Origin of the sequence: Neobacillus drentensis, assembly GCF_036962125.1 — a bacterium.
GTDB lineage: Bacteria > Bacillota > Bacilli > Bacillales > Cytobacillaceae > Neobacillus > Neobacillus drentensis_B.
The window spans coordinates 21,197-33,296 of record NZ_JBALOA010000004.1; the positions used below are offsets into that span (position 1 = coordinate 21,197).

Consider the following 12,100-nt stretch of genomic DNA (forward strand, 5'->3'; position numbering starts at 1 on the left):
ATTCAAGTTAAAAAATGAAGAAATTGGCATAGACTAATTGTCCTAATTTCTACCATGTTTCAAACGAAAAAAAGAGGGTATATACAGGATAGAATCGTTATAAATCATTTTTTTACAATAAGGAGGACCCCATGGATAAGAAGACTCCACAGCAATTGTCCCGACCACAATCTGTTAAAAATAACAAAAATGGCTCGATGGCCCAGAATTTTAAGGAAATAAAAAAGCTCGGCAAGGAAATGAATCATATGAAAACCGGGAGTCAGCAGCTGGAAGACGATAATCTGCTCCCCGATCCACAGCAATAGCTGATGCCTTTCTAGTAACGGTCCTCCTTTAGAGGGCCGTTATTTTTGTTGGGAGGGTTAACATGAATATGACGAGTGATCACTCACTCGTCATACCCATTATCATTCAGTTGTATTTTTATAGTTTAATAGTTTTATTAGACGTTTCATCAGCAATTAGGCTGGGCTTATAGAGCAGAACGTGGTTCTTGGTGATTAGAATTGGATTGGTTACTCTGTTTCCCTGTTTCTCGACCCGATTCTTGTTTGTAATTCTTGGAATTAATATCTTCACCTTGCTGTCTCATCTCTTGATCACTATTCCCAGCCGTGTTCTGTCCGTTTAGTTGTCCCATTCCTTGGTCGTAGTTCCTTGACTGGTTTTGTCGATCCTGTTGTTCCATTCCTTTGTCAACGTTTCTTGACTCATTTTGTCGATCTTGTTGACCTAACCCTTGATTCTTAAAAGTAGTATCATCTTTCCGGCTTGCTTCTTCCCTACTGATTGTTGTCTCACTAGTGTTCTTAGCCATTTGATTTTCCTCCTTTTAATTTTTAAAATTTACTTTAAGGTTAATTTGTAACCTTGGTTATGTTGTACCACCCTTTGTTGGAACCTAAACCTCTTTTTGATAGATTTGTTATTTAAAAAATGACCCTTTCTTTTTCCCTCGTAATAGGTCGCCGGTCCAGCCGTTGTATTTTAAAAATCCATAGAGTAGGATGGTGGAGACTATGATTAGGATGACGGACATGATATAGCCGTACTTCCATTCTAGTTCTGGCATATGCTTAAAATTCATCCCCCATAATGCCCCGAACGCCATGACAGGGGTGAAGATGGTTGTGATGACCGTTAAGGTTTTCATGATTTCATTACCACGATGGGAGGAAATCACTTCTTCTAAATTAATCATAGAATCCAGTTCATGTTCATATTCATTAAGCAATTCAACCGCCCGTTCAATTCGTTTACACGTCGTTTTAAAGATATCCCCCGTGCATACCTCATTCAGATTGAGCTCCTCTATCCCCATCTTTAACTCCCTGATCGGAATTAAGAGATTCTTCCAAACTAATAATTCATGCCTTCGCATATAAATTTTTTCAAGCAGACTTGTTTCATTTCGTTTGCGAACACTCCAAATCAATGTTTTTAACGCAGCTTCAAATTGATCAATCTCATACAATATTTCATTCATCAATTCTCCTAAAAAGATTAAAAAGCCATCGACTGGGTTTTCCGTTCGTGAAATTAACCTGTGAAGGTCCTCCTTATCGATATGTTTAAAGGAAGACAGCATCAAATCCACTGTGATGAGCTGATCCGTACTTACATAAAAATGAAAGATTTTATAATCTTGTTCCTTTTCGAGATTTTGCTGATAAATAAGTGAACCTGTCACCACCTTTTTTCCATCTTCGAGTGTTTTTATCCGTAAGTAATTGGTTTTATGTTCCTGCAGTTGTTCCAGCCATCCTGTGCTGCCACAGTTGACGCTTTCAATAATGGGTCCAATTCGTTCACTATCGTTTTTATCAAATTGATACCACTTCCATTGGTTCGGTCCGATCGTTTTTTTCATAGAATCTCCTTTCGTAAAAGTTTTCTCATTAAATCCCCTCATTTATAAAAAATGAAACCTAGGAAATATGTTTTAAAGATAAGGAAACGGGTATGAAAGGATTAATAGAACGTTAAGTCCTATGTTTTCAAAAAATGAAGGAGGTCTTGATATGAAACGAGTTGTGCCGATTACATCATTGGTTGTGGTTGGAATGGGAGCATCTGCTGCAATGTGGTTATCATCTAAGCCAAACAGAGTTAAAGCAGAGAGTGTACTTAGAGACTGGAAACGTAAAATTAAACCTTCTCCTTTTCATAAAAGTGAAGAACTTCCGATTGCTAAAGGCGGTCACCCGCACCCACATGATCTTGAAGATAATAATATGGTCAGTGAAGGGGCTATGTATTCTGTTCAATTTTTTAACGAGAAAATGCAGTGATAAGTGGTTGGGGCAGATGCTGTCCCAACTAATTTTTTGACCCGGGTGAGGTGGCTACAGATGAATTTACTATTTTTACTCGTCTATTTCATCATCATTACCGCCGTTATCGAAATTTTCGTCGTTTTATTTCGGTTAACGGGGCTTAAATTAGAGGTTTCAAGGTTTCAAGTCATCTCCTTGATGACGGGAACTGGCTTTACGACAGGAGAGTCCGAGCTGATTTTAGGTCACCCGATTCGAAGAAAATTGGCCACTTTCCTTATCTTGTTTGGGGCCTTCTCTCTTGCTGTGATTATTTCATCAATTAGCAATTTCCTCTCCGATGATCTAAGAATACATGACATTTTATACCTAGCAGCAAGTGTCCTGCTCATCTTTGCTGTACTGAAGCTGACAGTTATCCAAAATTTATTATCGAAATTATTTAATAGGAAAATGGAACATACGATTGAACTTGGCGATTTGCCAATCCGCGACGTATTTTTAACAGAAAAGGAAGACTACCTACTCAATCTGCATATCTATAAAGATTCTTCGCTTGCTTGTAAATCCATCAATCAAGTCATTAACAATCATAATCAGTTAGAGTTTATTGCCCTTTTTATCAAAAGAGGTGAAATGAAGATAAGAAGAAACATCTACAACATAAAAATCCGTGAAGGCGATCAGCTGTTTTTATTTGGAGAAAAAGAGGTCATCACCACATTGTTTAAAGATGATATACACATCATGGAAGAAACAATTAGAAATCAACCGTTAATAAAGCCTCTTAGTTAAAGCTGGGATTTTTTTTTTGCAAAAAAATGTTTAACTAGCTAAAAAAGCGGGTATTGTTACTAGGCAGACTAGAGCAGATTTTTGAGGAGGAACAAACGGTGGGCACCTTTTATGATACAAAAAATATTTCGACTTATCTTACCGAAAACAATGAAGAATTTCAGAAAAAGCTGTTATCAGAGGCAATCAATGTTGCCGGAAATATTGATCGTATTTTAAAGGCTGGGAATATTGACCTTTTGAAAAATGCTCAACGGCTGGTTCTTTACGTGGTGGAAAATCGAACAGAAGAACTGATTAATTTTGCTAAAGTAGAAGGAGTGGCTTGGGCCAAACATTCGTTAACCTTGGCGTTCAAACTCGAATGGGTACATGCCATCCGGCGTTCCTTATGGCATTTCATAAATCTTTTTAATCAATCAAATGAGAATGTTAATTTTGTTGAAGATTTTTTCAAATTGGAACATCAAGTGAATGATGGAATTGATGAATTTCTAAACACCTTTTTCATTAGCTATTCTCTTTTTAAAGATGAATTAATTCTCGAGCAAAGGAAATTAGTTGAGCATTTATCGGTGCCAATCATACCGGTCAGCCCCACTGTAGCCGTCTTACCGTTGATCGGGACGCTTGATTCGTATCGAATGGAAATCATTGAAGAAAAAGTATTAACAGATATATCCAGGTTAAGAATTCTAACTCTAATCATTGACCTTTCCGGAATATCGGACATGGACGAAGTAACGATTGATCAATTTCAAAAGGTCTTGATTGGCATTACGTTGATGGGCGCGAAATCAATCATTACCGGATTACGCCCCGAACTTGTTAGAAAAATGGTGAAAATAGGAATTGATTTACATACTTACACAGAAACAAAAGCAACCTTACAGCAAACATTAAATAAATATCTAGTGTAATATAGCAAAAAACAATCCGAAATCTTTTGTGTTTCGGATTGTTTTTCTTTTATTCTATTATCTTCTTGTCGATCTTATCATCGACTCTAGCTAAATATTTGCTGGCGAATTCCCTGCCGCCCAGGCCAAATGCCAGACCAAATGCTAGAGCCACACCACCTAATACGAGAATGAAGGCTGCGTTTACGATTGAATGGGCAACCCCAAGCTGGTCTAAAGCCATAAAGACAGTCACGGCAAAAATGGCATATTTACCAACAGCTGCAAGTGTCCGCGCATAGCTGATTTTTAAAATGTTTTGTAAAATACGCTCAACTAAATGACCTAGATATAATCCAACTCCTAAAATGACAAGAGCAGCGACTAACATCGGTACATACGCAAGCACGCCTGTTGCAAGCGTCACTAAGAACTCTAAGTGGACAATTTGCAAGGCTTCCACTGTAAATAATAGGACAATCACTATTTTTGCGAGCATACCTACGATTTGCGAAAGATTGTACTTGGATGGCTCAGGATTTAACGAGCCAATCCCCATCTGATGAAATAGACTATTAAATTTCAACCTCCAAAGCATTTGCGCAACCACTTTTTCGATCCATTTTCCAAGCCATAAGCCCACTAGGATTAAGATCACCGCGACAGCGATATTCGGAATGAGCGAGAGCACCTGATCAAGCATCGCAATGGCCGGGTCCGAAATTCCTTTTAGCTGAAGCTTTTCTAGTGCTGTAATAATGGTAGGAATTAAGATTAAAATAAACGCAATATTTCCGATCATACTTGAAAGAGTGGTTCCCTCTCCTGTAGGGCTTAACCCAAAGCGTTGACCGATTTTCTCTGTACCAAGACTGCTTAAAAAATTGGTTAAAATATCACGAACAATTTTTGCAATCAGCCAGCCGACAAAAACAATCAGTGCCGCCGCAAATAACTTAGGTATGAAGGCAAGCAAAGTTGATAGGGTGTTTGCGAAAGGTTCAGAAACGCCTTTCATTTGCAACGCATCTAATACGCCTGGTAAAAATAATAGGAAAACAAAATAGAAGAGAGCTTTGCCAATACTGTCAACCTTACGGACAGCTTCTGCTTGATTGTTGGTCATTTTCCACTTTACTAAGTGACGTTCAAAATGAAACATGCTTGCAGCCTTTTTAAAGAGGATCCGCAATAAGGAGGCAACCGCCCAGGCAAGCAGTAAAATCAACGCTGCTTTTAAAATGTTAGGAATCGCTCCTGTAATGCTTGATAACATCTGAACGAGCGGTGTGGCAATAAAGCTTAAGTTAAGCATATTAAAAAAGATAATCCACACAAACACGAGTAAAAGATAATAAACAATTTTCCCAATAATAACTTCTGATGAGAATTTCCTCTTCCCAAGATTGGAAAACAGCCGATCATCCAGGCTCGTTTTCTTTAATAGTGCTTCCACACCTTTGCCAATACTCTTAGCAACCAGCCAGCCCACTAACAAGACCAAGAGAGCAAACAGCAACGTTGGCAGCTGCTGAAAATACGAGTACCACCCAGTCATCATTTGATCCATCTCCATTGTATCGAACTCCTTTACCTGATTTTGTATTTTTCTAATGGATATATAACCCTTATTTATAAGTTGAAACTTATTTTTTATAAACGGAAGCAAAATTAACTCTCTTAAAATATTTTTTATCAGTTTTGGTAAAAGCACATTTAATTGTAGGAATTGAATTTCACCCCTTGTTTTACTTCCATAGGGAGAAAAAAGTAGGTTTCAAGTCCGTTCCACTGGGAATATAACCAATAAGCAAGACAAGAACTTCTAAACGATGTTTCTTAATTCAATTAGAAGGAGGAGTTACCCTTGAAGATGGGTTGGAAGAAAAGATTACTTTTTGGAGGGTTGGCTGCATCCCTTACATTGGGCGGATTAGCCGGATGTGGAGATGGGGTCGACCAGGATAATGGAATTAGCGATGGACAACAAAAAGATGCGGTAGACAATGATACCCAGAAGGATGCTAAGGCCAATATGAACGAGGCGAAGCAGAACCTTGAAGAAGCGATGAACAATGTCGAGGAAAAAATGAAAAAGGATGGTGTTGGTGATGAAGTAGATCAAGATAATGGGATTAGCGATGGCGAAAAGAAAGATGAATTAGATAACTAATACTAGGAGGCTGAACAATATGAATAAAGAGAAATTGTCAGGAAATGTCGATCAGGTAAAAGGTGAAGCGAAAGAGCAATGGGGCCGTTTAACCGATGACGATTCAAAGGTCGTTGAAGGTAAAGTCGATAAAGCAAAAGGAAAAGTAAAAGAAGGCGTCGGCGAAGTGAAGGATACACTTTCAAAATAGGGAAAGAGGATCCTACTAAAAAAAGAGGAGGAGAAAAAATGGACAAGCATGGAAAAAACATTGTAGGTGTATATCAATCGGAACAAGAGGCGATTGCAGCCATTGAGGATCTGATAAAATCGGGATATGATAAATCAGAAATCAGTGTCATCGGGAAAGACCATAATCACGTTGATTATGTCACCGAGGAAACAGGCACTGCTGTCGAAGATACAGCTGCCACAGGTGCACTCACAGGCGGAGCACTCGGCGGAGCAACAGGATTATTAGCAGGTCTGGGCGCACTTGCGATACCGGGTATCGGTCCGATTGTCGCGGCAGGTCCAATCGCCGCAAGCATCATGGGAGCCATAACCGGTGCAGGTGTCGGCGGACTAGCTGGGGCACTAATTGGACTTGGAATTCCAGACGATGACGCCAAATATTATCAAGAATCCGTTGAAGATGGCAAGATTCTAGTTTTGGTCGATAAACGAGAACACACCAACATCGATTTGGAGCAGGAAACACCATTAGATGTGGAGCCAATCAACGATAATAGAGACGAGCGTTTCGATTCGATTAGAGATCGAAACCCTGCTTTAAGTAACAAATTCTAATTTAATAGAAATATAGGCAAAAGCGCAAAAAAAGAAGAGGCTCCCCAACCTCTTCTTTTCATGTATTAAGACCCCTTTAATTTGACTCGCACTCACTAGCTGCTTTCCCCAAAGCAGCCAGTTCATTTTACAAAAAGTTCTCCCTATATCTCAACTGAAAAAGTCAGCTAAAATATCAAGGTTATTTTGCATAAAGTCTAAGGCGATATTCGGCATGATTCCGAATAGCAAGGAGCCAGCCACTGCCACAATTAACACGACAATGATGCCGAATGGAATATTCAACTTGCTGTCGTCACTGGCTGGACGGAAGAACATTTGCGTCATTACACCAAAATAATAGAAGTACGACACAACTGTCGTCGCGATCATCACCGATGCGAGGACGTAATGCGGTGTTCCGTAAAATGCTCCGATAAAAATGTTTAACTTTCCGATAAAGCCGGCTGTGCCTGGGAAACCTGCCAGAGAAACTAGCAAAATGCCCATTAAAACGGCAAGCACTGGCGAACGGCGATACAAGCCTGCAAAGTCAGCAATCTTCGTCGAGCCTGACTTTTCCGTCACAACCTGGATGATGGCAAACGCACCAAGGTTCATGAGCAGGTAAGCTAGCAGGTAGAACCAAATGGAATAAAACAAATTTGAGCCGAGCGTCGTGACAGCAACAAGAAGATAACCTGCATGCGCGATACTTGAATAAGCAAACATCCGCTTGATATTCGTCTGCTTCAACGCGACCACGTTACCGATAATCATCGTTGCACCAGCGATAAAGGCAAGGTAATCCTGCATTTCTGCCAAAATCGGCACTTGTGGATCGCTAAGCGATGCGGCCGAGCCAAAGATTGATAAGATAATCCTTAGTACAATTACAAAACCGGCTGTTTTCGAAACAACACTTAGAAAAGCAGTAACTGGTGTTGGCGCGCCCTGGTAGACATCAGGTGCCCACATATGGAACGGAGCAGCTGCCAATTTAAACGATAACCCGACGAATACCATTAGGAACGCTAAGGTTAACAGGTAAGCATGCTGGCTATCAGCGATACCCGACAACGTGTTGGCAATTTCAATTAAGTTGGTTGAACCTGTTAATCCGTACACATAGCTCATCCCAAACAAGATGATTGCCGTGGAAATTTCTCCATTGATGATATATTTCATTGCTGATTCGTTTGACTCTAAATGATACTTGCGGATTCCTGCTAAAATATAGGAAGAAACAGATAACAATTCCAAGCCCACGAACAGTGTAATTAAATCGCCGCTTGACGCCATAATCATCGCACCGAGCAAGGCAGTTAAGAACAAGTAATAAAACTCGCCCCGATATTCCTCGAGCCCGTCCTTCGGCTCATAGCTGACAGCGAGGAACATGACCAGACCCGCCCCCGCCAGCATCAATAACTTAAAGGCCAGCGCGAAACTATCTAAACGGAACGAATCCTCTAAAATCGATGTTACCGGTCCGCCGACCATGCCAAGCACAGAAACGATGCTAGCGAAGATGGCGGCAATTCCGATCCAGCCGAGAATTTTGCGATCCATATTTTTCGGCATAAATAAATCTAGTAGTGTAAGAAGTGCAGCGACACCAAGGATGATGAACTCTGGCGTCATAGCACTCCAATGAAATTGTTGCAAGGACTCAAGACTCATCCTTCATCACCCTCCTATCCCTAGCATGATCGTTTCAAGTGTAGTTTGCAGCGGTGCGCTTAGGACACTTGGGAAAACACCAATCACTACAATTAACAGCATTAATACAAGCACAGGTACGAATTCGACACCCTTTAGATCAAGGACACCTGTGAACTCGCGGTGCGCCTTACCGTATGTAATGCCTAAGACCGCGCGCAGCAAGTAAGCCGCCGTCATAATAATTCCGAGTGTACCAACTGCAGCGATAACTGGCATTTCCTTGAACAAACCGAGGAACGACATGAACTCACTGACAAAACCAGACATCCCCGGCAAACCAAGTGAGGCCATCCCTGCGGCTAACAAGAAGCCTGCAGCAATCGGCATGCCCTTTGCCATACCGCCTAGATTTCCGATGAGCGACGTATCGGTGCGTTCGTAGAGGATGCCCACCAAGAAGAACAACAGCGCGGAAATTAATCCGTGTGAAATCACTTGGAAAATTGCCCCTTGAACACCGGCTTCATTCATTGCCGCTAATCCGATTAACACAATTCCCATATGAGAAATCGATGAATACGCCAAAACCATTTTAAAATCTGTTTGAATGAACGCTAGAAACGCCCCGTAAAGGAGATTGACTACTCCAAGGACAGCAATCAGCACGCTAAGCGTCTCAAACTGCTCGGGAAAAATGCCCATTCCAAAACGGATTAATCCGTACGCACCAATTTTCAACAGAATCCCTGAGTGAATCATAACCACTGATGGCGGTGCTTGAACGTGAACCTTCAGCATCCAGCTGTGTAACGGGAAAATCGGCAACTTCACACCAAACGCTAAAAGAAGTCCGATGAATAAGCCCATTTTCAAATCACTAGACAGCGGTGCGTCTGGTTTTGCCATCAATTGCGTTAAATAATCAATATTGGTTGATCCTGTTTTTGCAAAAAGAATCATAATGACAATTAATAGAATCGCAGAACCCAGTCCGTTATAAATTAAGAAACTGTAAGCTGCTTTTTCTTTTTCAAAATAGCCCCATTTTCCGATTAAGAAGAAGGTTGGAATCAGGGTGATTTCAAAGAAAATGAAGAATAGAATTAAGTTTTCAGCGGTAAACACGCCAAGCATACCTATTTCTAAAAGAAGGAACAGCATGAAATAGCCTTTCCATTCTTTTTTAACAAACTTTGCCGCTGCAATCGCCGAGAGTGTAGCCACAATGGCCGTCAAGACAACGAGCAGCAGCTGAAAGCCGCTTAAGCCAAGCTCATAGTAAACCGAATAATACGGTTCTGAAACGTTGATGCCGTGAAATTGAATCCATTTGGCAGAGACGCTGAAATCGGCTAAATCCTTACCAAATTGAAAGTGAAGGTAAGCAGCCAGTGCCAGCAGCAAGGCCGGCAGTGTCGCTAGAAAACCTACTGCCTTAATTGCTTTTTCTGCTGTTTTCGGCATGAACGCCAAAACCACAATCCCTAGTAAAGGGGAGAATACTAGGATTGAAAGAACAGATGTTAAATTCATCGTAAGTACCCCCCTGTTAATGCAAAGATGACGACGAGAACCGCTAGTCCGACAAAGGCCACTGCGCCGTACGTTTGAACCTGTCCGGATTGAAGTTTTGAACCGGCTGCACCAAGTCCTTGTATAATCCCAACGACGCCTTTGACAAGTCCTCCAACAAGGAACACATCAATGAAACGTAAGAAGTAGCTGATCCCCTTCGTTAAGGCGACAACCGTCAATTGATAAAATTCATCTACATAATATTTATTCGTTAAAATCGTGTGTAATGTATCACCTGTACCGCTTAACCAGTTGCGCTTGAGTGAACGCTTGAAGTACATCAGGTATGCAAGAAAAATACCCGCTAAAGAAATAACTGTTGCGGCGATCATAATCAATGGTGATCCTTCAGCATGGCCATGGTGCGCTAACGCTTCATTGCCATCGAGGAGCCAGTCGCCAAGGAATGTTCCAAACCATGGTGTGTTCACATAACCAGCAACAATTGCAAGCACGCCGAGAAGGATCATCGGGTACGTCATATTGGCTGGCGATTCGTGCACATGCTTTTGTTCGCCGCGCGCTTCACCAGTGAAGACCATGAAGAACAAGCGGAACATATAAAATGCAGTCATGAAGGCAGCCGCAAGGGCTAAGAAAAATAGAATTGGATGTCCGCCTTCCCAAGCTGCTACTAAAATCTCATCCTTTGAGAAGAAGCCGGAAAGCCCTGGCACACCGCTGATCGCAAGTGTTCCGATTAAGAAAAGCGGTCCGGTTAGTTTAAGCTTTTTCCAAAGTCCGCCCATTTCTTCGATGTTCTGTGTATGTACTGCATGAATGACAGAACCTGCTGCTAAGAATAGAAGCGCTTTGAAGAACGCGTGTGTCATCAGGTGGAATACACCCGCTACATAGCCGGCAGAACCTAGGGCAAGCATCATGTAGCCAAGCTGTGAAACGGTTGAATACGCGAGTACGCGTTTGATATCTGTTTGCACAAGACCAATGCTTGCAGCAAATATTGCGGTAAACGCACCGATTACTGCGATCGTCATAAGTGCCGTATTGCTTGCTGCGAATAGTGGGAACAGTGCCGCCACCAAGTAAACCCCAGCCGCAACCATCGTCGCCGCGTGGATCAAGGCCGAAACAGGTGTTGGACCTTCCATCGCATCCGGAAGCCATGTGTGGAGCGGGAACTGACCCGACTTACCAACCGCTCCAATGAAAATCAGGATGGCCGTTAAGGTGATCATGGTACCTGACACCGCATGCGCTTCGACTGCAGCGAAAATATCACTATATTCAAAGCTTTTGGTTTCCCAGAATAGCAGAATCATGCCGATAAATAAGCCCACATCCCCGATTCGGGTCATAATGAATGCTTTTTTAGCAGCCGCCTTTGCTTCTGGTTTATAAAAATAAAAACCGATTAATAAGAAGGAACCAACGCCGACAAGTTCCCAGAAAATATAAGTTTGCAGCAAGTTTGGCGAAATAACCAGTCCGAGCATTGCAAACGTAAATAATCCTAAATAGGCATAGAATACCGGAAACCGCTCGTCCCCTTGCATATAACCTTTGGAGTAGGTATGTACTAAGAAACTTACGAGCGATACGATAAACAGCATTAATGCATTTAATTGATTCACTTCAAAACCCGCTGTTAGATGCATATCTCCTATCGTGAGCCAGTCAAACTTCGTGACATAGGTTGGCTCTCTGAAGCGCTCGAATAAGACTAGGATTGAGTAGACAAGCGAAGCCAATGTGAGAAGAATCCCCACATACGCACTTGCTTCCTTCAGTCGCTTCCCGAAAAGAAGAAGGATCAAAAACGATAATAGCGGGAAAAGCGGTATGAGCCATGCATTCTCCATCATTATCACTATCCCCTTTCGAATGACACAAACATCACCATTCGAATATTGTTGAAAGTCAGTTTTGTCTTTTTTATGGTGCCTGACACCCTTCGTGGACAAAATCGCCATTATGTCCGTGTG

The 12,100-nt window shown here is 41.6% G+C and carries 13 protein-coding genes; 7 read left to right on the plus strand and 6 right to left on the minus strand.

The genetic code is table 11. The features are described from left to right. Positions 1–131: 131 nt before the first annotated feature. On the plus strand, positions 132–308 hold the full coding sequence (locus V7121_RS03595; RefSeq protein ID WP_335497012.1) for a hypothetical protein: 177 nt from the start codon (positions 132–134) through the stop codon (positions 306–308). Between the two features lie 167 nt (positions 309–475). Here V7121_RS03595 and V7121_RS03600 read toward each other — a convergent pair whose 3' ends face one another. Continuing rightward, positions 476–820, minus strand: coding sequence for a hypothetical protein (locus tag V7121_RS03600; protein WP_335545767.1), 345 nt, complete (start codon positions 818–820; stop codon positions 476–478). Positions 821–928: 108 nt separating this feature from the next. Further along, a complete protein-coding gene (locus tag V7121_RS03605) occupies positions 929–1,873 on the minus strand; it encodes a magnesium transporter CorA family protein (RefSeq protein WP_335497016.1) in 945 nt (314 codons plus the stop codon). A 151-nt stretch (positions 1,874–2,024) separates the two neighbouring features. Between V7121_RS03605 and V7121_RS03610 the strand changes: the two genes are divergently transcribed. From V7121_RS03610 to V7121_RS03620, 3 genes are all read left to right on the plus strand, one after another. Next, complete coding sequence (locus V7121_RS03610) at positions 2,025–2,294, plus strand: hypothetical protein (protein ID WP_335497017.1); 270 nt, start codon at positions 2,025–2,027, stop codon at positions 2,292–2,294. A 60-nt stretch (positions 2,295–2,354) separates the two neighbouring features. Continuing rightward, a complete protein-coding gene (locus tag V7121_RS03615; RefSeq protein WP_335545769.1) occupies positions 2,355–3,074 on the plus strand; it encodes a hypothetical protein in 720 nt (239 codons plus the stop codon). Positions 3,075–3,172: 98 nt separating this feature from the next. Beyond that, positions 3,173–3,994, plus strand: coding sequence for an STAS domain-containing protein (locus tag V7121_RS03620; RefSeq protein WP_335497021.1), 822 nt, complete (start codon positions 3,173–3,175; stop codon positions 3,992–3,994). A gap of 49 nt (positions 3,995–4,043) precedes the next feature. Here V7121_RS03620 and V7121_RS03625 read toward each other — a convergent pair whose 3' ends face one another. Further along, complete coding sequence (locus V7121_RS03625) at positions 4,044–5,549, minus strand: mechanosensitive ion channel (protein ID WP_335545771.1); 1,506 nt, start codon at positions 5,547–5,549, stop codon at positions 4,044–4,046. Positions 5,550–5,840: 291 nt separating this feature from the next. On the opposite strand from V7121_RS03625, the gene V7121_RS03630 reads away from it, so the two are divergent. The 3 genes from V7121_RS03630 to V7121_RS03640 are packed head-to-tail and all read left to right on the plus strand — an operon-like array spanning position 5,841 to position 6,935. Continuing rightward, positions 5,841–6,146 (plus strand): hypothetical protein, encoded by a 306-nt coding sequence (locus V7121_RS03630; RefSeq protein ID WP_335545774.1) that lies wholly within the window; start codon positions 5,841–5,843, stop codon positions 6,144–6,146. Positions 6,147–6,165: 19 nt separating this feature from the next. After that, positions 6,166–6,336 carry a CsbD family protein gene (locus V7121_RS03635; protein WP_335545776.1) on the plus strand — a complete coding sequence of 57 codons (171 nt, stop codon included), beginning with the start codon at positions 6,166–6,168 and terminating at the stop codon, positions 6,334–6,336. A 38-nt stretch (positions 6,337–6,374) separates the two neighbouring features. Continuing rightward, complete coding sequence (locus V7121_RS03640) at positions 6,375–6,935, plus strand: general stress protein (protein WP_335545778.1); 561 nt, start codon at positions 6,375–6,377, stop codon at positions 6,933–6,935. Between the two features lie 150 nt (positions 6,936–7,085). Here the strand turns inward: V7121_RS03640 and nuoN are convergent, their stop codons facing one another. From nuoN to nuoL, 3 genes are read right to left on the minus strand one after another with little or no spacing between them, the layout of a single operon-like run. After that, positions 7,086–8,597: an NADH-quinone oxidoreductase subunit NuoN gene (nuoN, locus tag V7121_RS03645; RefSeq protein WP_335497029.1), complete on the minus strand. Its 1,512-nt coding sequence runs from the start codon at positions 8,595–8,597 to the stop codon at positions 7,086–7,088. A gap of 6 nt (positions 8,598–8,603) precedes the next feature. After that, positions 8,604–10,112 (minus strand): NADH-quinone oxidoreductase subunit M, encoded by a 1,509-nt coding sequence (locus V7121_RS03650; RefSeq protein ID WP_335497031.1) that lies wholly within the window; start codon positions 10,110–10,112, stop codon positions 8,604–8,606. Further along, entirely contained in the window at positions 10,109–11,980 is a 1,872-nt protein-coding gene (gene nuoL / locus V7121_RS03655) for an NADH-quinone oxidoreductase subunit L (protein WP_335545781.1), read from the minus strand. Before nuoL ends, V7121_RS03650 begins: the two co-directional genes overlap by 4 nt. Between the last annotated feature and the right edge of the window lie 120 nt (positions 11,981–12,100).